This is a genomic window from Micromonospora sp. SL4-19, from assembly GCF_047921475.1.
Classification (GTDB): Bacteria; Actinomycetota; Actinomycetes; order Mycobacteriales; family Micromonosporaceae; genus Micromonospora.
In genome coordinates this window covers 357569-380135 of record NZ_JBLROB010000003.1, presented here as the reverse complement: position 1 = coordinate 380135, position 22567 = coordinate 357569, and the positions used below count along the sequence as shown (strand labels likewise).

The 22567-nt window shown below is 68.7% G+C and carries 12 protein-coding genes; 7 read left to right on the top strand and 5 right to left on the bottom strand.

Going from position 1 to position 22567, the window contains the following annotated elements; genetic code table 11:
• The 5 genes from ACNAVT_RS07760 to ACNAVT_RS07740 form a co-directional block, all read right to left on the bottom strand.
• Nucleotides 1-1858: peptidase M6 (locus ACNAVT_RS07760; RefSeq protein ID WP_416294175.1), on the bottom strand; the 1858-nt coding region annotated here is incomplete at its 3' end.
• 309 nt (nucleotides 1859-2167) lie between these two features.
• On the bottom strand, nucleotides 2168-4258 hold the full coding sequence (locus ACNAVT_RS07755) for an OmpL47-type beta-barrel domain-containing protein (RefSeq protein WP_416294173.1): 2091 nt from the start codon (nucleotides 4256-4258) through the stop codon (nucleotides 2168-2170).
• A 275-nt stretch (nucleotides 4259-4533) separates the two neighbouring features.
• Nucleotides 4534-7131, bottom strand: coding sequence for a M64 family metallopeptidase (locus ACNAVT_RS07750; protein ID WP_416294172.1), 2598 nt, complete (start codon nucleotides 7129-7131; stop codon nucleotides 4534-4536).
• 153 nt (nucleotides 7132-7284) lie between these two features.
• A complete protein-coding gene (locus ACNAVT_RS07745) occupies nucleotides 7285-9411 on the bottom strand; it encodes a Xaa-Pro dipeptidyl-peptidase (RefSeq protein ID WP_416294171.1) in 2127 nt (708 codons plus the stop codon).
• A 384-nt stretch (nucleotides 9412-9795) separates the two neighbouring features.
• A complete protein-coding gene (locus ACNAVT_RS07740) occupies nucleotides 9796-10986 on the bottom strand; it encodes a cytochrome P450 (protein WP_416294169.1) in 1191 nt (396 codons plus the stop codon).
• Between the two features lie 740 nt (nucleotides 10987-11726).
• Here ACNAVT_RS07740 and ACNAVT_RS07735 point away from each other — a divergent pair.
• From ACNAVT_RS07735 to yjfF, 7 genes are all read left to right on the top strand, one after another.
• Nucleotides 11727-14768 (top strand): beta-L-arabinofuranosidase domain-containing protein, encoded by a 3042-nt coding sequence (locus ACNAVT_RS07735; RefSeq protein ID WP_416294167.1) that lies wholly within the window; start codon nucleotides 11727-11729, stop codon nucleotides 14766-14768.
• A gap of 450 nt (nucleotides 14769-15218) precedes the next feature.
• Complete coding sequence (gene araB, locus ACNAVT_RS07730) at nucleotides 15219-16916, top strand: ribulokinase (RefSeq protein WP_416294165.1); 1698 nt, start codon at nucleotides 15219-15221, stop codon at nucleotides 16914-16916.
• Nucleotides 16913-17611, top strand: a complete 699-nt coding sequence (locus ACNAVT_RS07725; protein WP_416294164.1) for an L-ribulose-5-phosphate 4-epimerase — start codon at nucleotides 16913-16915, stop codon at nucleotides 17609-17611. The genes araB and ACNAVT_RS07725 overlap by 4 nt, the downstream gene beginning before the upstream one ends.
• A gap of 145 nt (nucleotides 17612-17756) precedes the next feature.
• The gene (locus ACNAVT_RS07720; protein ID WP_416294162.1) at nucleotides 17757-18761 is read left to right on the top strand and encodes an ABC transporter substrate-binding protein; all 1005 of its coding nucleotides are present in this window, start codon (nucleotides 17757-17759) and stop codon (nucleotides 18759-18761) included.
• 189 nt (nucleotides 18762-18950) lie between these two features.
• Nucleotides 18951-20495, top strand: coding sequence for a sugar ABC transporter ATP-binding protein (locus ACNAVT_RS07715; protein WP_416294160.1), 1545 nt, complete (start codon nucleotides 18951-18953; stop codon nucleotides 20493-20495).
• The gene (locus ACNAVT_RS07710) at nucleotides 20492-21562 is read left to right on the top strand and encodes an ABC transporter permease (protein WP_416294158.1); all 1071 of its coding nucleotides are present in this window, start codon (nucleotides 20492-20494) and stop codon (nucleotides 21560-21562) included. The genes ACNAVT_RS07715 and ACNAVT_RS07710 overlap by 4 nt, the downstream gene beginning before the upstream one ends.
• Entirely contained in the window at nucleotides 21562-22557 is a 996-nt protein-coding gene (yjfF, locus tag ACNAVT_RS07705; RefSeq protein ID WP_416294156.1) for a galactofuranose ABC transporter, permease protein YjfF, read from the top strand. The genes ACNAVT_RS07710 and yjfF overlap by 1 nt, the downstream gene beginning before the upstream one ends.
• The last annotated feature ends 10 nt before the right edge of the window (nucleotides 22558-22567 follow it).

Here is a 22567-nt window from a genome sequence, read left to right as displayed (position 1 = left end):
ACTTCGTCACGTCGCGGGGGTGCCCCGCCGTGACGCCCGCCGCGCCGGTGTTGCTCAGCGGGAACGTGCACTGCGCGGTCCGTGACGGGGTGACGCCCTGCTTGACGGGCTGGCCGAGCGCCACACCGCGCGCGTTCGGCCCGGATCCGTCCAGCGACCGGACGGCGACCGTGTAGGACAGGATCCCGTCGGCGTCGCGGCGCAGGTCCAGCACGTAGACGTGCAGCCGGTTCGCCTCGTCCACGTACTCGTACTTGGAGCCGGAGTCGGTCCCGGCGTGGAAAAGGGCGTCGTTGAGCTGACGGTGGTCGGCGATGGTGGCCATCACCGGGGTGCCGTCGGGCGAGTAGTAGTCGATCATGTTGATGTCCTGCGGGTTGGCGTCGACCACCCAGTCGAAGCAGTTGTAACCGCAGGTGTTGCTCTCCCGGGTCTTGTTCTTCGCGATCAGGACGCCGTTGTCCGGGGTGAACGAGTCGAAGCCCATCCGGTCCACGACCTCGACGGTGTAGTCGTCCCAGCCGGTGTTGCCGTGGCAGAACGGATCCGTGTTGATGTTGCAGTCCGGGGTACGGTCGGCCCGGCCCGGACCGTCCAGGGCGATCCGGACACCGGAGACACCCTGCGGCCCCGGGTCAACCGCCCGGGCGGTCACGTTCGCGACGACGACGCCGGAGTCGGCCAGCGCCTGGCGGCTGATGCGGAGCACGTTCTGGTCCGGAACGATACCCATGTTGATCTTGTTGCGGAGCATCAGACCGGCCGGGCTCCACCCACCCTGGCTCGGCGGGACGACCCAGCGCTGGTGGTGGCCACCGGGACCGTTGAACGAACCCCGGTCCATCATGTCCCACGGTGCCGAGCCGACCCGGTGGAGCGGCTGTGGCGGGTTCTGCCGGTGGGAGAACGGGTTGTTGTTGTTGTCCCCGATCCGGAAGAAGAAATGGCCCATCTCGTGGGTGATCGTGCCGGAGCTCTCACCCTGGCGAATCGATGACAGGCCCCACTGCTGGGCGGCCGCCTTCCACGACGTCCACTCGACATAGCGGGTCGGCGCCCAGTTCGGCAGGGTGCCGTCCTTGTTGAACTCGGCCGGCGGGCCCCACTCGTCGGGGATGTCCTCCTTGTTCTGGAACATCATCTCGCCGAATTCCTGCCAGATGCTCGTCTCGTCATATCCGGCATAGACCCGGAGTATCACGTCGTAGCCGCAGTTGCCGGTGCACTTCTGATCGGTGCGCCAGGCGTTCGCCGCGTCGTTGTCGAGGTTGCCGTTACAGGTGAACCCCTTCGGGCAGGCGGACTGCTGGTTCCACTCGTTCAGGCCGTACTCGAAGAGGTTACGGGGCATCTTGTAGGGGCCGAAGGTGTCGAGGGTGTCGACCCCGAACTGACCACGGCTCTGCTCCATCCAGTACTCGTGGATGGTGCGCCCGTGGTTGAGCTCGTTCGGCTGCATGTAGTAGTCCCGGTAGAAATCCGGGACCTCAGCGCGACTGATCGGGTCGATCTGAGGGTTGCCGAACGCGTCGCTCTTCTTCGGCTGGGTGATCACGAACGGCTGGTCGGCGAAGTCGACCGCGACCAGGGCGATCTTCAGACCCCGCACCGACGGCTTGACGTTCGGGTCATTCCACTGCGTGTTCGGAATGTCCTTCCAGTCCTCCCACGTCATGTCGTACTGGTTTTTCCAGTTCTGCGGGTCGACAGGCTGGAGCTTGTCCGAGCCCGCGGTGGGCGCCGCGTACCCGGGCTGCACCGGGGTGGCAAGCAGGAGGACGACGGCACCCGCCGCGGCGACCAGGTGCCGCCACTTCCGCCGCCAGGGCGTTCGTCTTGGGATGAGCTGTTCTGTCACAACGTTCCCTTTCTGTGTGACGCTCGTGCGTGACATCCGGGAGAACTTCGGATCATTGCGCCGGAGATACCACCCGGTCGGGCACCCTCGAGCCGGGCCCGACGACCTGTGGACGGCATCGGGCCCGAGTGATCAAGGGGTGCTATTGCACTATCACACCGCAGCAGGGCGAGGTGGTCAAGAACTTAGCTTTGCCAACGTCCCCGCGGCGCTGTTCGACGTCCACAGTGGTCGAGGGGCAGCGCGCACGGACCCGGCCAGCAGCCGGGCCCACCTCGGCAACCTGACCGAGGTGGGCCCGGAGGGGAACTACTGGTGAACCGGCACCTCGGGGTTGTTGAAGGTCAACGTGTTAACCTTCTCGACGTTGCCCTTGTTGTCGGTCGCCCGGTACTCGATCGTGCGCTTGCCCGGTCCCTTCACCCGGAACGGCGCCTGGTACTGCGTCCACGGCCCGCCATCGAGGCGGTACTCGATGCGAGCGACACCGACGCCCCAGCCGTCGTCGGCGCTCAGGGTCACCAGCGGGTTGGCCACCCAGGGCACGTTGCTGTTGGCATGGTGGCTCAGGGCAATGGTCGAGACCGGCGCGTCGACCTCGATCATCTTGAGGGCGGCCTCCAGGTTGGGCAGCGGCCCGATCTGCTCACCCGCCGTGTTCCCGCCCTGCGGCGTGCCGGTGGCCCGCAGCACCTCGACGATCTTCTGGGCGGTCCAGGGCTCCTGCCCGGTGGCCTTGAGATACGACTGGATGGCCACCACGGCGTTCGTCACGACCGGCCCGGCGCCCGACGTGCCACCGAACGACTGCGTGTAGCGGACGTTGAGGTTGGCGGGGTTCGTGCCACCCTGCAGATTTCCGTTACTCCCCGTGGTGGTGATGTTCTGCCCCCAGCCCTGCAGGTCGAACCGGGTGCCGTAGTTGGAGAAGCTGAGCCGCGAGTGGTCGGTGCTGCTACCGGCTCCGACCATGATCGAGCCGGAGTGCTGCACGGCCGGGTCGAACCAGCGGATGCCGTTGCGGACGTACATCGGGTCGTCGGAGTTGGTGTTGCCGTTACCGCCGGTCGAGACCACGGTGACGCCCAGCCCGGTCAGCAGCTTGATCGCGTCGAACACCGCCGGGATCCACTCCAGCGGGGCATATCGGGTGCCGCCGAGCGGGCTGGAGGTCTGCTGCTCCAGCAGCACGACATCCCCGGGCCGCAGACCGCCGTTGGCGGCCAGGTAGACCAGCGCCGGCCCCGGGTTCCACGACGTGCGACCGTTGGCCAGCCGCTGGTTCGGCGAGATGCCGTAGAACTGCGCGTCGGGCACGCCGCCGGTGACCCCGTACTCGTTGTCACGGCCGGCCATGATGCCGAACACCGCGGTGCCGTGCTCGTCGGCGAAGCCCGTGTAGCGCGGGAAGTCGTCGCCGCCCAGGTCGCTCGACCAGTCCAGTTGCAGATCCTCGTGGAACGGGTTCCAGTCGTACTCGAGGTCTGCCACCTTGATTCCGGCACCGCGCAGCCGCGGGTCGCGGCGGCTGAAGTCGGCGTCGATCCCGGTCGGCGCCGGGCGGAGGTAGCCCTGCCGACCGGTGAAGTCCGGCGTGGTCGACGGCGGCGGAACCGGCTCCGGCACCGGATAGACGTGCGCGACCTCGGGCAGCGCCGCGAGCTCGGCCAGAACGGCCTCGGCGTCCACCCCGGAGGGCATGGTGAGGCGGTACCAGGAGGACATGTCGGGCACGGCCTCGCCGGTGCGCTCTTCCGCCTCGTCGGCGAGCTCGGTCAGCTCGGCGGAGGAAACCGTCTGCACCATCGGTTCGAGGTCTCGGACCCGGCCGTGCCGGTCGAGGACACTCTCGACCCGCGACAGGCTCTGGCCCTGCTCGCTGCGTAGGGCGGAGTTCGCACCACGAATCTTGAGCGACTCGGCGAACTTGATCTCGAATGCGACCTCCGTGTCGACGTGGTCGGTACCCGTGATCTCGTGACCGTCGGACAGCCGACCGGACAACGTCAATTCGGCACTGTCCGGGCCCAGTCCGCCGTCGCTCGTGAGATCCGCCTTGTCGAAGTGCAGCACGAGGTCATCACGGCCATCGCCGTCGATATCCCTTTTCGTCGCGACCACCGCGCCGTCTGCCGATTTCGCGGGCGAGGCACCCCCGGCCTCGGGCGTACCGAGCAGGACACTTCCGGGCTCCACGGCGGTGGCGTCGAATGCCGCGGTGCTCCGCAGGACTGCCGGCACCAACCCGGTGCCGGCCAAATTGATGTGGTCGGACAGCCCGACCGACAGGTCGACCTGCCTCTCCACCGACTCGTTCGCGTACGCGGATGACTCGACGACCATGACGCTGGGCACGACGAGTGCACCAAGCGCGATGGCGGTCGACAAACGCCTGGCCATAGCGGCTTCCTCCGTTTCTGGACACAGCAGATCCGCGGCAGGGGCCGCCGTCCGGCGGACACCGCCGCGAAAGGGATCTTGTCCAGAATCCTATTCTTTCATTCACCAGGCTAACTATCTACAATCGTCGCGGTTTCTCGCCGACGTATCGAACCACTGTCGTATCGACAGGTGCTCCATTCCTCGGCAAGCGATGCACCTCATCGCCGACAATGGAAAAGTGGTGGGCCGGCGATTGCCGGCCCACCACGTGTTCCTATTGTTGCGACGATGCGCTACAGAGCCGCGCAGTCACCGCCCTTGGTACCGTTCACGATGTTCGGTGCGCCGAAGTCCTTGACCGCCGCGCTGTTGCCGGCGCAGCTGAGCGAACCGTTGACCCGGCTACCGACCAGGATCGGCCCGTAGGCGCCGGCAAGCCGGCTGAACCGCTCGTTGGCGGTCACCTGGGCGTTGTCCGACAGCGTGAAATCGCCGTTGAAGGTGCTGCCGGCGATCGTCACGTCCCGCGTGGTTCCGGTGATCCGGGAGCTGCCGTTCACCGTGCTGCCGAACAGCTGCACCGCCTGAGCGCCGGCCGCCTTCAGCCCGCCGTTGATCGAGCTGTCGCTGACCACCAGCGAGGCGCCCGGACGCACCGACACCCCGCCGCTCACCTGGGCGCCCTTGAGGCAGGTCACGCCCTCGCTGACCACGACCCGCGGCTGCTGGCCGGTCAGCGTCCGAGTGCAGTCGGGCGACGAGCCCGGCAGCACCGTGGCCTTGTAGGCGCTCGGCTCACCGATGTTGCCGGCCGCGTCGATGGCTCGGTGCTCGACCAGGTGCGTGCCGAAGCCCGGCACGAACCCGCCGCTCGGGTGGTTGTCCGGCAGGGTCTGCTCGAACGCCGCCTTCGACAGGCCGCCGGTGCCGAGGTTGCCGTACGTCAGGGCCTTGATGTTCGTGCCCGAGTGACGGAACTGGAACGGAGTTTCGGGCATCGGCTGCTCCGGGAACCCGAAGTAGTTGAACCACCCGTCCTTGTCCAGCCGGAGCTGGCCGACGACGTAGCGGTCCTCGTCGTAGCCGGTGTGGTCGTCCTGCGGGTCCAGCCACATGTCCCAGCCATCGAAGTACACCGGGTGCTCCAGGTTGCCCGCGAGCCGGGTCAGCGGCGCCGACAGGGTGCGCGGCGCGGTCGGCCGGGCGTTGTCGACGGTCCACTCGATCCGGTCGGAGACCCCGCCCGCATCGGCCGGGTCGGTCACCACCGCGGCCAGCTTGTGGGCGCCCGACGCCAGCTTCAGCGCGCCGAGGTCGAGGTTACGGCTGTTGTGCGGGTTCGGCAGCGCCTTGCCGTCGAGCGACCAGGCCACATCGAGGATCCGGTCGTTCGGGTGGTTGGTCCGCACGTAGACCACCTCGTCGCCGGCGACCGGCTGGGTGTTCGGCGTGGAGCCGGTGATGGTCGCGGCCGGCGACGACGCCGTCGCCCTGGTGTCACCCACCGTCCACTGCCGGGTCTGCACGAACCGCGACCCGTTGTAGCCCGAGTTGGTGGCCGTGTTGTTGGTCGACGGGTTGCGGACCCAGTCGATGCCGTCCGGCCCCACCGGGTCCCGCACCTCGACGTGCACCACGGTCCCGGCGGGCAGGTCCAGCTCGCCGAGGTCGAGGTTGCTGCTGTTGTGCGTGTCGAGCACGGTGCCGTTCGGGCCACCGACTCGCCAGGTGACCTGGAGCTCGTGGTAACGCGGCTGCCCGGGCTCGACCCACAGCACGCTGTCGGACGCCACGGTGCCGAGCGGGGTGTTCCGGACGTTCATCTGCCCGGAGTTACGCATACCGGTCACCCGGGCGACCATGTGCTCGAGGCCGATCTGGTCGAAGTCGAACCCGATCCAGCGCATCATCGAGTGCTCGCTCGGCCGGCGCTGGCCGCACGGGTACATGCCGCCGCCCTCGTGCGCCCCGATCGTGCCGCCCGACAGGCTCTCCTCGCCGACCCACCGCCACCACTTCTGCTGGTCCTCGACCATCTTCTGCGGGTCGGTGTAGGTGGTGTGGTGGAAGCTGCTGGGCTCGCCGCCGGTGTAGCAGGGCCGCACCACGTCGCGGGAGGAGTACGGGTACTCGTCAACCAGCGTGCCGAGCGAGTGGCCGATCTCGTGCAGCGAGATCAGCGGGCCCTGCGGCGAGCCGCCGGAGGTCGTCGCCTGGGTGCCGCCGATCCCGCCATAGGTGAACGTGTTGAAAATCGCAAGGGTCTGCAGGTTCTGCGCCGTGCGCGGGATACCCAGGACCGGCGCGACGTAGTTGTCGAGGATCCGGTTGTGCGCCTGGTTCCCGGTCTCGCACGGGTTCACACCCGGCGGGTAGTAGGCGGCGTAGTTCTGACAGTTGACCGGGGCGCCACCGTAGACGGTGCCGCGCGACAGCGGGTCGCTGCAGCCGGCCTGGTAGATCATGCGCAGGGCGGTGTTCTTGGCGTCGATCGGACCCTCACGCTGACCGGTGTCCCGGATCGTGCCGTCCGGGTTGCGGACCCGGCCGTCCGGGTCGCACCGGACGCCGTAGTCGATCGAGGCGATCTCCACCGCGTACACGTTGATGTAGTCGCGATAAGTCCGGAACGGTTCCGTGGCCCACATGACGGCCAGGTTGCGGTCCACGTCCTGGAGGAAGAGCTTCTGCTGGTCCCACTGGTAGCCGTCACCCATGATGATCAGATTCAGCCGCTCGGTCGCCGGGCCGGTGACCTGAATCGGATGGACCTTCGGGCTGGGCAATGGCATCGGCGGGCCGTCCGCCGGAGCGCCGCTCGCCGGGCCGGTGCCGGTCAGCAGGCCGGCCACCAGGGCGAGCGCCGCGAAGATCGCGACCTTGAATCTCACTGGCTGTCCACCTCACTCTCATCCGTCGGCAGTTCCCGCCGGCCATGTGCCGCACCGGTCGGGAATCACCAGCTACCTGATGCGGACTTCCGTGGGCGCCGCCTGTCCAACGTCACGACGGGCGGCGCCCACGGAAGCTTCCGTGCTATTTCGTCACTTGCCGACGCGCGACCTGGCGGCCGCCGACACGATGGACCCGCGCTTGTCGGACGGGACCGCTCCAGCCGCGACGAGCTGGTCCACGACCTCGTTGACATGCGTCACGAACTCGCCGTGGTTCGACCACCGCTCCCCATCGAGGATGTGGTCGTTGATCGTGCAGTTGCCGGCCAGCGGCTTGTTGGGCACACCGCTGTCGACGCCGCCGATCACCACGGTCGCCCGGGTGTCGGTGGTCGCACAGGTCGACATCGCCAGCGGCCCGCCGACCACGGGCAGCCGCAGGGACGTCGCGGCCAGGTCGACGTTGAGCACCGTGCCCGGGGCGGGCTGCAGGGTGAACTCGCGGTCGGTGGAGAAGACCATCAGGCCGATCCGGTAGCCCGCCGGGATGACCTGGTCGTCCGGCTGCAGCGGCACGGTCACGTCGACGAACTCACCGGGCACCAGCGGCTCGCTCACCCTCAGCGAGTGGCGGTTCTGCGGGTCGGCCCAGCCACGGGTGATGATGCTCGTCGTGCTGCTCTGGGTGCTCGACGTGCAGCCCGATGCGCTGGTCCACGGCAGCCGCGCCAGGGCCACCGACAGGTTCGCCGCCGGCTTGCTCGCGCTCATCCGCAGCGTCACCGACGCCGTGCCGGAGATGTGCACCGGCGCGGTGAGTTCCGGCGTCACGTAGAGCAGCCGCTGGTCGGACACCGTGGTGGCCAGCGTGCCGGCGTTGCAGGCGGTGTTGCCCGCGTCGACCAGCGACTCGACGCCCTTGCCGGGCCGCGCCAACGAGGTCAGTTCGCCGGTGGTGTTACCGCCGGGCTTCAGGACCATGGTGACCGGCGCCGCGGCCGGGTTGGGGTAGTCCGCGTACGGGGTGAGCACGCTGGCCCCGGTCTCGTTGCGCACCACCCAGGCCCGCGCGTCGTTCTCGACACCGTTCTGGACGCCGTACAGGTAGCGGGTGAACCACCGGTTGCGCATGTCCATCGGCGGGGCGCCTCCGTGCCCACCCTGGTGGTAGTACGCCTGCACCGGCGTGCCCTGCGCCTTCAGCGCCTCGAGGATCCGCACGCTGTGCTCAGGCACCACGTTCCAGTCGTTGAACGCGTGCGCCATCAGGGTGGCGGCCTTCACGCCGCCGACGGCGTGGATGTAGTCCCGACCGGCCCAGAAGTCGTTGTAGTCGCCGTTCGCCCGGTCCTGGAACCGGTTCATCTCGCCGACCCGGACCTTCTCGATGCAGTACGCCCGGCGGTCGGGGTAGCCGCTGCTGATGTAGTCGAAGAGGTAGTCGATGTCCTCGCCGAGCCAACCGCCAGGATTCCGGACCAGGCCGTTGGAGCGGTAGTAGTGGTAGTAGGAGGTGTTCGGCGCGATCGGGATGATCGCCTCAAGACCGTCGACACCGGTGGTCGCGGCCGCGAGCGGCAGGGTGCCGTTGTACGACGTACCGGTCATGCCGACCTTGCCGGTCGCCCAACTGGTCGCCGAGACCTCCTGGTCCCCACTGACGCTGGTGTAGCCCTTGGCTCGACCGTTCAGCCAGTCGATCACCGCCTTCGGCGCCAGCGACTCGTTCACGTCCCCGACCGTCGGGCAGCCCTGCGACAGCCCGGTGCCCGGGGAGTCGGAGTGGACCACGGCGAACCCGCGCGGCACCCAGGTGCTGACTTCGCTCGTGGACACCTGGGTCCGGTTCGGCTGGTGGGTGATCGGCGGCGGCGAGGTGCGGGCCGGCGGCTGCTCGCCGAGCTCCTGCCGCACGTTCCAGAAGTACTGCGACTGGGTCGACGCCGTACCGGCGTAATAGGGGCTCGACTCGTAGACGACCGGCACCTTCAACCCCTGTGCGGTCTGCCCCGGCCTGGTGACGTCGACGTGCATGCGGTCGAGCTTGCCGTCGCCGTCGGAGTCGAACTCGGTCTCCACCCACAGCTGCTGCCGGATCCAGCCGCTGGAGCTCGCGAACTCGGGGACGATCTGCGCCTGCCCGTCCACGAAGACCGGCCCGACCTCGTCCGGGCTGGCAACAGCCGGCCCCGCGATCCCCAGCGAAAGCGCCAACGCCATCACGCCCGACGCGGCCGTCAGGCCGCTCGCCCGCGGGCGCACCCTTCGTCGCACCATTCTGAGTCCCTTCCTATCGTCAGCTGGCGATCCCGAACGGCGGACCGCCCGCCACAGTTGTCAATGCGACCCGGCTCCGGTCCGACGTGAGCGGTGAGGCTCGCTCAGTCGGAGCCGGTTCGTGCCATGGCTGAGGTGACCAGCCACCCGACCGAACGCCGTCCCTTACGGGGCCGGCCGCTCCCCCGATATCGACTGAACCCCGTGCGGCCGTCTGCCTGCGGAAAGCCACCTCCGCAGCCTTCATTCACCGACCTCTCTGCCGGCCACCCGACCGTAGCGGCCGGCCCCGGGCGGAGCACCCGACAGCTGACGAAACTTCGGTGGGATTCCAGCCATCCAACGTCGCAACGGTCCGGGTCCTGCCAGGCCGAACGCCGCGCGTCACACCTGCAGCGGCAGTCCGTCCTGGTGCAGCCGGAAGCCGTCGAGGTCAGCGGGATCGACCGCGAGCCGCAGGCCGGGAAGCTGTTGCGCGATCCGTTCGAACATGATGCGGCTCTCCAGCCGGGCCAGGTGAGCGCCGAGGCAGAAGTGGATCCCGTGCCCGAAGGCGATGTGTTTGCGAACGTCGGTGCGGTGGATGTCGAACACGTGCGGCCGGTCGAACACCGAAGGGTCACGGTTGGCTCCCCACAACGACAGCCCCACCCGATCGAACGCGGGGATCCGGCCGCCGGCGATCTCGATGTCCCGGAAGGCGAATCGCGGTGGCACGATCTCGACCGGCCCCCGGTATCTGAGCGTCTCCTCGACCACCGCCGCCGCCAGCGACGGGTCCTTCCGCAGGTCCTGCCATTGTTCGGGGTGGGTGAGCAGCAGGCGAATGCCATTGACGATCAGGTCGACGGTTGTCTCCTGACCGGCGACGAGCAGCAGCTGCACCAACGCCACCAACTCGTCGCGATCGAGCCGGTCACCCCCCTCCTCCAGGGCCACCAGCTGCGAAATCAGGTCGTCGGTCGGTGCCGCCCGGCGCTGGGCCGCCAGGTCGTCGAGGTACGCCCCGAACTCGGCGGTGGCCGCTGGGCCGTCGATGCTGGCCGACACGATCGCGGCCGACCACGCCCGGAACCGCCCCCGGTCCGGCTCCGGGACGCCCACCAGCTCCGCGATGACGTTGACCGGCACCGGGTCGGCGAGATCGCGCACCCCGTCGATGCGCCCGCGCTCGCGGGCCTGTGCGACCAGCCGATCGGCGAGGTCGGTGATCCAGGGCTCCAACCGGGCCACCGCCCGCGCCGTGAAACCGCCGCTGACCAGCCCCCGCAGGCGGGTGTGGTCGGGCGGATCGAGGCTGATGAGCTGGCGAGCCTCGATCCTTGCCGCTTCCGACCGGTGCTCCGGGGCTGGTTGCTCCATGTGGGGGCAGTGCCGGTGCACCTCGTGTCCGATCGCCGGGTGGCGCAGGCCCGCCAGCACGTCGGCATAGCCTGCGATCACCCAGAACCGGTTGCCTGCGGGATCGACCTGGAGTACCGGCTGGCCGCTGTCTCGTACCCGGTCGTAGAACCTGTGCGGGTCACGGCGGACTGCCGGATCCCACAGCTCGGAGATGCCGATATCGGCGGCCACGCTGCCTCCTCGAACCGAAAGTCCACCGTGTACTGCGGTCGCCTTGGGCACGTCCGCCGGCGCCCGCCTGGTCGCCTCGTCGCGGGTCCGCCTGCAGTTCGGACAGCTCGACGTCAGGCCGAGCCAGGAGGTTGAGCGCTAACATAGATATGTTTCCAGGATGTGTCAATGGCCCAAGTTTACTGCCACGTAGGGATTGACGACTCGCGGAGTTAGCGCTCACACTGCCTGTCATCAGGGGCTCCGTTGCGCAAGGACCCAGTCCCTCTCGTGGCCGCTATGGACACCGACTTCTGTGGACCAGCATGACGGGTTTGATGGAGGAGGTTCGATGCAGTAGCTCCGACCCACCGACGACCTCGCCCGGCTTGCCGGGCGGGAACGCGCAGGGCGACCCGACGGCCGAACTGGTGCAACGCCAACGAGCGACAACCCCCCGCACGGCTGCCCCGAACTGGCCCGGCGGCATCCGCCCGCTGCCGGCCGGCCGCTGGTCATCACCGTGTACCGAGGGGAGCTGGCGCCCGACCGCTCTTGGGCGTGCCGGGCCTGGATGAGGGCTGCCCACCTGGGCCGGAGCCGATCCGTTCAGCGGATCTCGAGCTAGATACAGCGAGCAGGAGCCTGGCCGAGTGGCCAGCGCACACCCATGTGGAAGGACGACCCAAGTGACTCAAACCGAACCGCGTTCCGTCAATCGGCGTCAGATTCTTCAGGCGTCAGCCATCGGTGTGGCCGCGGTGGCCGGCGCCAGCGTGCTCCCGGCGGCCGCTGCCCAGGCAGCGACAACCACCGAGCCGGCCGCCGGCCCGGCCGAGCTCGGCTCGGCCGCGCTCAGCTCGGCCCCGGCCGATCCCGGCCCCGGCGGTACCGCACCGGTCCGGCCCTTCCAGCTGCGGGAGGTGAAGCTGGGCAACGGTCTCCTGCAGGAGAAGCGCGACCGGACGAAGAACTACATCCGGCAGTTCGACGAGCGGCGCTTCCTCGTCCTGTTCAACAACCAGGCCGGTCGGCCGAACCCGGCCGGCGTCTCCGTCCCCGGGGGCTGGGAGGACGGCGGCCTGCTCAGCGGCCACTGGGCCGGGCACTTCATGACGGCCCTCGCGCAGGGCTACGCCGACCAGGGCGAGCCGATCTTCAAGAGCAAGCTCGACTGGATGGTCAACGAGCTCGCGGCGTGCCAGACCGCGATCACCGCCCGAATGGGTAACGGCGGCCCCGGCGGCGAGGATCCGCAGCAGCCGCAGATCGGCCGGGTTGCGGGTCGCTTCGGGAACGGGCTGCGCCTGAACGGACCGAGCAAGGCGCAGCACGTGACGCTTCCTCAGGAGGCGATCAGCCAGATCACCAACTTCACCATCGCCACCTGGGTGAATCTCGCGTCCACCCAGACCTGGAGCCGGCTGTTCGACTTCGGGCAGAACACCACGGTCAACATGTTCCTTACCCCGCGCGCCGGCGTCACCGGCAACGCGCCGAGGTTCGCCATCACGGTCGGCGGTTCCGGTGCGGAACAGCAGATCAACGGTAACGCCGCGCTGCCGACGAACCAGTGGGTGCACCTGGCCGTCACGCTGTCGCAGAACACCGGAACGCTGTACGTGAACGGCCAGCAGGCCGGCCAGAACACGAACATGACCCTCAACCCGTCCAACCTGGGGAACCCCGGTAACCGGTGGATCGGTCGATCGCAGTACGGCGACCCGTTCCTGGACGCGACCATCGACGAGTTCCACGTCTTCGACCGCGCCCTGAGCCAGGCGGAGGTGCAGTCGCTGCTGGACTCGCCGGCCGGGACCACCGGCGGCGGGACCATCGCCTGGTACCGGTTCGACGAGGACGGCGGCACCACCCTCAAGGACTCCTCGCCCAACGGCCGCGACGCCGGCATCGTGGCGGCGCAGGACACCGGGACCACGCTGTGGATCCCGACCCACCCCGGCTACCTCGGGGCGATCCCGGAGGACGCGGTGCTCCGGCTCGGGCCGCCGCGCTGGGCCGTCTACGGCGGCAACGCCACCACCAACACCTGGGCTCCCTGGTACACCCAGCACAAGATCATGCGCGGCCTGCTCGACGCCTACTACCACACGGACAACCAGACGGCGCTCGACGTCGTCGTCAAGATGGCGAACTGGGCCCACCTCGCATTGACCATCGGGGACAAGAACCACCCCGCCTACAAGGGCCCCATCACCCGGGACAACCTGAACTACATGTGGGACCTCTACATCGCCGGCGAGTCCGGTGGGGCCGGCGAGGTGTTCCCCGAAATCTACGCGCTGACCGGCGACGCGAAGCACCTGGAGACGGCAAAGGCCTTCGACAACCGCGAGTCGCTGTTCGGCGCCTGCGTCGAGAACCGGGACATCCTCGTGACGACGCCGCAGACCCGGCCCGGTCGTCGCCGCCCGGACCGCCTGCACGCCAACTCGCACGTACCGCAGTTCGTCGGGTACCTGCGCGTCTACGAGCACAGCGGCGACCAGGAGTACTTCCAGGCCGCGAAGAACTTCTTCGGCATGGTCGTCCCGCACCGCATGTTCGCCCACGGCGGGACCGGCGGCAACTACCCCGGTTCCAACAACAACATCGAGATGTTCCAGAACCGGGACAACATCGCGAACGCGATCGCCCAGGGCGGTGCGGAGACCTGCACCACGTACAACATGATCAAGCTGGCCCGTAACCTGTTCTTCCACGAGCACGACCCGGCCTACATGGACTACTACGAGCGCGGCCTGCTCAACATGATCCTCGGCTCGCGTTCCGACAGCACGAGCGTCAGCAACCCGCAGGTCACCTACTTCCAGCCGTTGACCCCGGGCACCGCTCGCAGCTACGGCAACACCGGCACCTGCTGCGGCGGAACTGGCGTCGAGAACCACACCAAGTACCAGGAGACCATCTACTTCAAGTCGGCCGACGGCAGCACGCTGTGGGTCAACCTGTTCGCACCGTCCACCCTGACCTGGGCCGAGAAGGGCTTCACCATCACCCAGGAGACGAGCTACCCCCGCGACGACCGGACGAAGCTGGTCGTCAACGGCAGCGGCAAGCTCGACCTCAAGCTGCGGGTGCCGGGCTGGGCCCAGCGGGGCTACTTCGTCACGGTCAACGGGGTCGACGCCAACGTCGACGCCAAGCCGGGAAGCTACGTCACGCTGAGCCGCACCTGGGCGCCCGGCGACACCGTCGAGATCCGGATGCCGTTCAGCATCCGGATCGAGCGGGCGCTGGACCGCCCCGACACCCAGGCGATCTTCTGGGGCCCCGTCCTCCTGCAGCTCCTCGGCAACCCGGGCGGCGGCAACTACCGCGAGCTGTCCCTCTACCGTCACCTGAAGCGGGACGGGGACTACGCCCGCTCGGCCATCACCCACTCGAGTACCACCGCGGCGGGTGACCCCCTCTTCACCGTGGACGGCCTCACCCTGCGGCCGTACTACATCAGCGACTCGCAGGCTGCCTCGTCGTACTTCCGCCGGGTCGAGCCGACGATCGTGTTCGGGTCCGTCGACACCGGCGTGCCCAACTACAAGCGCAACGATGGCCTGCCGAACTACGACGTACCCGTGACGGGCATCTCCTCGCCCGGCACCGACGGCCCGACCTTCCTCGACCTGGTGTGGGACCAGGCGCCGTTCAGCAACCATGGCGGCTTCCAGTCGGCGGTCGCGCGTACTGCGGACGCGTTCGTCCAGGCCGGCATGTTCACCGCGGCGGAGAAGGACCGCGTCGTCTCGAGCGCTGCCAAGGCCAAGAATGAGCTCGCCCCGTAGGTGATGCCGGCAGTTATTCGGCGCACCGAGTGAAAGGCCGCGGCCCGGCCGATGTGGAATCGACCGGGCCGCGGCCCTCGTATGTGAGCGTGCACAGGGGCGCGGCCCCAATCCGGGCTGACAGGCATGTCAATGGGCTGATCAGCGGGCAACCGAACCCTTGTCCACCGTAACATCCGGCACCATCTATGGCGCACAGCCGCCAGCTTCCCGCTGGTGGCACCCCTGTTCGGATCGCCACGGTTGCCGTGATCGCTGCTGCAGTGAACGTACACATGCCGCGTGGCATACCGTGGTGCGTGCTCCACGAGGGACCGGGGAGCCGCCGTCTCCTGAGTAGTCGCTGGATTTCGACCGGCAGGAGCGGCGTTACGAGGACGTTTCCAAACAGCCCTTGACGGATCCTATGTGAGCGCTAACACTGTAGCGAGTAGCTGAGCGGAGGATGTCATGACTGCTTCGGCGGGTACCGACGATCAGGTCGTCGTCGGCGTCGACTACGGCACGTTGTCCGGGCGGGCACTGGTCGTCCGGGTTCGCGACGGCGTCGAACTCGGTACGGCGGTCCACCCCTACCGGCACGGTGTCATGGACTCCGAACTGGCCGCCGACGGGCAGCCGCTGCCGGCCGACTGGGCCCTGCAGGACCCCGACGACTACCGGGACGTGCTGCGACACGCGGTGCCCGCGGCGCTCGCCGCGAGCGGCGTCACCCCGCAGCAGGTCATCGGGATCGGGATCGACTTCACGGCCTGCACGGTGCTGCCCACCCTGGCCGACGGCACCCCGTTGTGCGAGCTGCCCGACCTGCGCACCCGCCCGCACGCCTACGTCAAGCTGTGGAAGCACCACGCCGCCCAGCCCCAGGCCGACCGCATCAACGCCCTGGCCCACCAGCGTGGGGAGCCCTGGATCGGGCGCTACGGCGGCAAGATCTCCGCCGAATGGCAGTACGCCAAGGCACTGCAGCTGCTGGAGGAAGACCCCGAGATCTATGCCCGGGCCGAGCGGTGGATCGAAGCCGCCGACTGGATCGTCTGGCAGCTGTGCGGCGCCGAGACCCGAAATGTGTGCACCGCCGGATACAAGGGCATCCACCAGGACGGCCGCTACCCGTCCCGGGACTACCTCGCCGCGCTGAACCCGGGCTTCGCCGGCTTCGTCCAGAAGATCGACGGTCCGCTGGCCGCCCTGGGTGCCCGCGCCGGCGCGCTGACCGGTCAGGCGGCGGCGTGGACCGGGCTGCCCGAGGGCATCGCCGTGGCGGTCGGCAATGTGGACGCCCACGTCACCGCCGCCGCCGCACAGGCCATCGAACCCGGCCGCCTGGTCGCGATCATGGGCACCTCCACCTGCCACGTCGTCAACGGCACGGAGCTGGCCGAGGTGGCTGGCATGTGCGGCGTGGTCGACGGCGGCATCAGCGCCGGCCTCTGGGGATACGAGGCAGGACAGAGCGGGGTCGGCGACATCTTCGGCTGGTACGTCGAACACGCCGCGCCTGACGGCTTCGCCTCCCACGAGCTGCTGACCGAACAGGCCGCTGCCCAGCCCGTGGGCGCGCACGGGCTGGTGGCCCTGGACTGGTGGAACGGCAACCGATCGCTGCTGGTCAACCATGACCTGAGCGGGGTGATCGTCGGGCTGACCCTGGCCACCCGGCCGGCCGACATCTACCGCGCACTGCTGGAGTCCACCGCGTACGGGACCCGCATGATCATCGAAGCGTTCGCCGACGCGCGGGTGCCGGTGAAGGAGCTGATCGTCGCGGGTGGACTGACCGGCAACCCGCTGCTGATGCAGATCTACGCCGACGTCACCAACCGGCCGCTGGGCATCATCGGCTCGGCGCAGGGGCCGGCGCTGGGCTCGGCGATCCACGCGGCGGTCGCGGCCGGCGCCTACCCCGACGTGTCCGCGGCCTCCGCGGCGATGGGCCGGGTCGAACGCAACGCCTACCTGCCCGATCCCGGGCGGGCTCGTGCCTACGACGCGCTCTACGCCGAGTACCGGCGGCTGCACGACCACTTCGGCCGCGGTGCCGAGGACATGCTGCTGCGGCTACGCGCCATCCGTAACGCCGCACGGTCGGCGGCCAACCACGCGCGGGCCGACGAGGTCGCGCTCCCCCTGGAGGTGATGGCATGAGCCAGCAGTTCGGCATCAGCGCCGAGGTGGCGCGGCTGCGCGAGACGGTGGCCACCCTGCACAACGAACTCGTCCGGTACGGTCTGGTGGCCTGGACGGCCGGCAACGTCTCGGCAAGGGTGCCTGGCCGGAACCTGATGGTGATCAAACCGAGCGGGGTTTCCTACGACGACCTGCGGCCCGACAACATGGTCGTCTGTGACCTCGACGGGGTCGTGGTGGAGGGTGACTTCTCGCCGTCGAGCGACACCGCCGCGCACGCCTACGTCTACCGGTCGATGCCCGAGGTCGGTGGCGTCGTGCACACCCACAGCAGCTACGCGACCGCCTGGGCCGCGCGGGGCGAGGCCATCCCCTGCCACCTCACCGCCCAGGCCGACGAGTTCGGCGGCGAGATCCCGGTCGGCCCGTTCGCCCTCATCGGCGGTGACGACATCGGCAAAGGGATCGTGGCCACCCTCTCCGGGCACCGCTCGCCGGCGGTGTTGATGCGCAACCACGGCGTCTTCACCATCGGCCCGAACGCCAGGTCAGCGGTCAAGGCCGCGGTGATGTGCGAGGACGTGGCCCGCACCGCACACCTGGCCAGGATGCTCGGCCAGCCGGCGCCCATCGCCGCCGCGGATGTCGACGCGCTCTACGCGCGCTACCAGAACGTATACGGCCAGGCTCCGGCCCCGTCCACCAACCGGTAACGCGGGCCGGCGCCAGCCGGCGCCCACGGCTCCGGCTGGCACGCCACACCTGAACAGAGCACCGTCCACGGCCTGGCTCTCCGGCACGCCGGGCACGGCCAGGCACAGCTAGATACCCCACCTCACCCTCGTAAGGAGTCACATGATGAACACCGGCAATGCGATCAGCCGACGCGGGTTCGGCGCCATTCTGGCGGCCGGGCTGCTCGCCACCGGGCTGACCGCGTGCTCGAACAGCGACACCGGCGGCGACGGCGGCAAGAGCGGCGACGGCAAGATCGTGCTCGGGTTCTCGCAGGTCGGTGCCGAGAGCGGCTGGCGTACCGCGAACACCAACTCCATCAAGGAGGCCGCCGGCGAGGCTGGCATCGAGCTGAAGTTCGACGACGCCCAGCAGAAGCAGGAAAACCAGATCAAGGCGATCCGCAACTACATCCAGCAGAAGGTCGACGTCATCGCCTTCTCGCCCGTGGTGGAGTCGGGCTGGGACACCGTGCTCAAGGAGGCCAAGGACGCCAAGATCCCGGTGATCCTGACCGACCGGGCCGTCGACTCCGCCGACAAGTCGCTCTACAAGACCTTCATCGGTTCCGACTTCGTGAAGGAGGGCCGGCTCGCCGGCGAGTGGCTGGTCGAGCAGAACAAGTCCGCGACCGGCCCGGTGAACATCGTGGAGCTGCAGGGCACCACCGGATCGGCGCCCGCCAACGACCGCAAGAAGGGCTTCGGGGAGGCGATCGCCACCAACCCCAACCTGAAGATCATCGCCTCCCAGAGCGGTGACTTCACCCGTGCCGGCGGCAAGCAGGTCATGGAGCAGTTCCTCAAGGCCAACCCGAAGATCGACGTGCTGTTCGCGCACAACGACGACATGGGCCTGGGCGCGCTGGAAGCGATCACGGCGGCCGGCAAGGTGCCGGGCAAGGACATCACCATCATCACCGTCGACGCGGTCAAGGACGGCATGCAGGCCCTGGCCGACGGCAAGTTCAACTTCATCGCCGAGTGCAGCCCGCTGCTCGGGCCCCAGCTGATGGACCTGGTCAAGAAGGTGAAGGCCGGCGAGGAGGTGGCCCCGCGCATCGAGACCGAGGAGACCACCTTCACGCAGGAGCAGGCCAAGGAGGCCCTGCCGAACCGCAAGTACTGACGAGCCGGAGCACCGGCACTCGCAGCGCGCCGACGCCGCGAGTGCCGGCCGGCACAGCGAACGGGCCGGCGGTGTCGACCACACCGCCGGCCCGGACCACTCTCCCGCACCGTGAGCCGACGGGCCGGGACCCGCCGTAACGGTCGCGGCGGCCGCGCACCTGACGCCAATCACGAAAGGCCTGGTGGGATGTCGGATAGGCATCCGGTCCTGACGATGACCGCGATCAGCAAGTTCTTCCCCGGGGTTCGGGCCCTCGAGGGTGTCGACTTCCGGTTGTTCCCCGGTGAGGTGCACGCCCTGATGGGCGAGAACGGCGCCGGCAAGTCCACCTTGATCAAGGTGTTGACCGGGGTGTACAGCAGCGACGCCGGCAGCATCACGCTCGACGGCACCTCGGTCTCGTTCGCCGGTCCCATGCAGGCCACCGCGGCGGGAGTGAGCACCGTCTACCAGGAGGTGAACCTCTGCCCGAACCTGTCCGTGGCAGAGAACATCTTCATCGGACGTCAGCCGGAGCGGTTCGGGGCGGTGCAGTGGCGCGAGATGCGCCGCCGTGCGACGGCCCTGCTGGCCCGCCTCGACCTGGACATCGACGTCAGCGAGCTGCTGGGCAGCTACTCCCTGGCCGTACAGCAGATGGTGGCGATCGCCCGCGCCGTCGACGTACGCGCCCGGGTGCTGATCCTCGACGAGCCCACGTCCAGCCTGGACGCCGACGAGGTGGCGCAACTGATGCGCATCATGCGTCAGCTACGCGACGAGGGCATCGCGATCCTCTTCGTCACGCACTTCCTCGACCAGGTGTATGGGATCGCCGACCGCATCACCGTACTGCGAAACGGCCGCCTCGTCGGCGAATACCCGACCGCGGAGCTACCGCAGTTCGCCCTGGTGGAAAAGATGATCGGCAAGGAGCTCGACACCCTGGAGCGACTCGACGAACAGGCCGGGCGGGACCTGGCGGCCGTCGAGACGGGCGTCCCGGTCGTCGAGGCGACCGGACTGGCCCGAACCGGCTCCGTGGCGCCGTTCAGCCTCACCATCCATCAGGGTGAGGTGGTCGGCATGGCCGGGCTGCTGGGATCGGGACGCACCGAGGTCGCCCGATTGTTCTTCGGCGCCGACCGCGCCGACCGGGGTCGGCTCGCCGTGGACGGCCGGCCCGTCACCATCCGGGGGCCGGTCGCCGCCATCGACCGGAGCATCGCGTTCTGCTCCGAGAACCGGCGCACCGAGGGCCTGGTGGGTGACCTGTCGGTGCGGGAGAACATCATCCTGGCGATGCAGGCGGCCCGCGGCTGGCTGCGGCCGGTGCCCCGACGGCGCCAGGACGAGCTGGTCAGGCGCTACATCGAGGCGTTGAGCATCCGCCCGGCCGACCCGGACATGCCGGTGCGCAACCTCTCCGGGGGCAACCAGCAGAAGGTCCTGCTCGCCCGGTGGTTGATCACCGAGCCGCGGCTGCTGATCCTCGACGAGCCGACCCGCGGAATCGACATCGGCGCGAAGGCCGAGATCCAGCGCCTGGTGGTGCAGCTCTCCGACGGCGGGATGGCGGTGCTGTTCATCTCCGCCGAACTGGAGGAGGTGCTACGGCTCAGCCACAAGGTCGCCGTGATGCGCGACCGGCAGCTGGTCACCCAACTGGCCAACGACGACAGCCTCGACGCCGAACGCGTCATGCGCGTCATCGCCAGCGGAGCGGAGCAGAAAGGGCAGGACCAGGCATGACCACCTGGAAGACACGCCTGTCGGGCGTCACCGGTCACCGGCTGTTCTGGCCGGTCGTGGTGCTCGTGGTGTTGCTCGCAGCGAACACGGCCTACCGGCCGAGCTTCCTGGCCATCGAGGTCAAGGACGGGCACCTGTACGGCAGCCTGATCGACATCGTCCGGCTCAGCGCCCCGCTGATCCTGGTCGCCCTCGGCATGACCCTCGTGATCGCCACCGGCGGGATCGACCTGTCCGTCGGGTCCGTGGTCGCCGTCAGCGGCGCGGTGGCCTGCCTCTACATCAGTCGTCAGCCGGACCAGAGCAACGTCGGCGCCGTACTGACCGCCCTGGCCATCGCCTGCGGGGTCGCGCTGCTCCTCGGCACCTGGAACGGGGTGCTGGTCTCCGTGATCGGCATCCAGCCGATCATCGCCACCCTGATCCTGATGGTCGCCGGACGCGGCCTGGCCCAGTTGATCACCTCTGGGCAGATCATCACCATCAACAGCGGTCCCTATCGGATGATCGGGGTCGGACACCTGCTGACCCTGCCGTTCGCGATCATCATCGCCCTAGCGGTGACGCTGCTCGTGGCGGTGCTCACCCGCCGCACCGCCCTCGGGATGATCATCGAGGCGGTCGGCGGCAACGCCGAGGCCAGCCGGCTGGCCGGCATCCGCGCACGGCGCATCAAGCTCCTCGTGTACGTCGTGAGCGCCGCCTGCGCCGCGGTGGCCGGGTTCATGATGACCGCGAACGTGTCCAGCGCCGACGGTAACTCGGCCGGGCTGTGGGTCGAACTCGACGCGATCCTTGCCGTGGTCATCGGCGGCACGTCGCTGGCCGGCGGTCGTTTCTACCTCAGCGGCACCGTCGTCGGCGCGCTGATCATCCAGACCCTGACCACCTCCGTGTACGCGATGAACATCGACCCGCAGACCTCCCTGCTGTTCAAGGCGATGGTGGTGATCGCGGTCTGCCTCATCCAGGCGCCGGCATTCCGCGCCAGGTTCCGGCGCCGGCCAGTCCCCGGGGCGCCCCCGTCGGCCCCGGTCGACCAGAAGAAGGAGCAGGTGGCAGCCTGATGAGCACGACGGAACTCACCGCGCGACTGGGCCGCCCGACCTGGTTGCGGCTGCCGCGGCGGCAGGTCCCGGTGCTGGTCAGCCTCGCTCTGCTGCTGGTCATGTACGGCATCGGCGTCTCGCAGTACCGTGCCTTCTCCAACGTCCAGGTCATCTTCAACGTCTTCATCGACAACGGGTTCCTGCTCGTCGTCGCGGTCGGCATGACCTTCGTGATCCTGACCGGCGGCATCGACCTGTCGGTCGGCTCGGTGGTGGCGATGACCGCGATGGTGTCGGCCGCACTGCTGCGCGAAGGCCTGCCGCCCGCGCTGGTGCTGCTGATCGCGTTGCTGATCGGCCCGACGCTCGGGTTCGTGATGGGCTGCGTCATCCATTTCTTCGACATCCAGCCCTTCATCGTCACCCTGGCCGGCATGTTCTTCGCCCGCGGCCTGTGCACCTGGATCAGTTCGGTCTCGGTGCCCATCTCCGACGGCTTCTGGACCAGCGCCGCGCAGGAACGGATCAGGATCGGCGAGAACTTCGTGACCGTCAGCGTCCTCATCACGGTCGCGGTGGTCGCCGTGGCCGCGTACACGCTGGCGTACACCCGGCTGGGCCGCAACGTGTACGCGATCGGCGGCAACCCGCAGTCGGCACTGCTGATGGGCCTACCGGTCGGCCGCACCCGAATCGCCGTCTACACGATCAGTGGGCTCTGCTCGGCGATCGGGGGCATCCTGCTGTCCTTCTACACCCTGTCGGGGGCGCCGCTGATCGCCGTGGGCATGGAGCTGGACGCGATCGCCGCGGTGGTCATCGGCGGCACCCTGCTCACCGGCGGCGCCGGCTACGTGCTGGGCACCGTGCTGGGCGTGCTGGTGCTCGGCGTCATCCAGACACTGATCACCTTCGACGGCACCCTCAACTCCTGGTGGACCAAGATCGTGATCGGCGGCCTGCTGTTCGCGTTCATCCTGCTCCAGCGCCTCATCGCGATCCGCAAGAAGTAACCCACGAACC

Coding starts and splice junctions, on each gene's coding strand:
- ACNAVT_RS07755 (WP_416294173.1), bottom strand. CDS start 4,258: ATGGCCAGGCGTTTGTCGACCGCCATCGCGCTTGGTGCACTCGTCGTG.
- ACNAVT_RS07745 (WP_416294171.1), bottom strand. CDS start 9,411: ATGGTGCGACGAAGGGTGCGCCCGCGGGCGAGCGGCCTGACGGCCGCG.
- araB (WP_416294165.1), top strand. CDS start 15,219: ATGACTGCTTCGGCGGGTACCGACGATCAGGTCGTCGTCGGCGTCGAC.
- ACNAVT_RS07725 (WP_416294164.1), top strand. CDS start 16,913: ATGAGCCAGCAGTTCGGCATCAGCGCCGAGGTGGCGCGGCTGCGCGAG.
- ACNAVT_RS07720 (WP_416294162.1), top strand. CDS start 17,757: ATGAACACCGGCAATGCGATCAGCCGACGCGGGTTCGGCGCCATTCTG.
- ACNAVT_RS07715 (WP_416294160.1), top strand. CDS start 18,951: ATGTCGGATAGGCATCCGGTCCTGACGATGACCGCGATCAGCAAGTTC.
- ACNAVT_RS07710 (WP_416294158.1), top strand. CDS start 20,492: ATGACCACCTGGAAGACACGCCTGTCGGGCGTCACCGGTCACCGGCTG.
- yjfF (WP_416294156.1), top strand. CDS start 21,562: ATGAGCACGACGGAACTCACCGCGCGACTGGGCCGCCCGACCTGGTTG.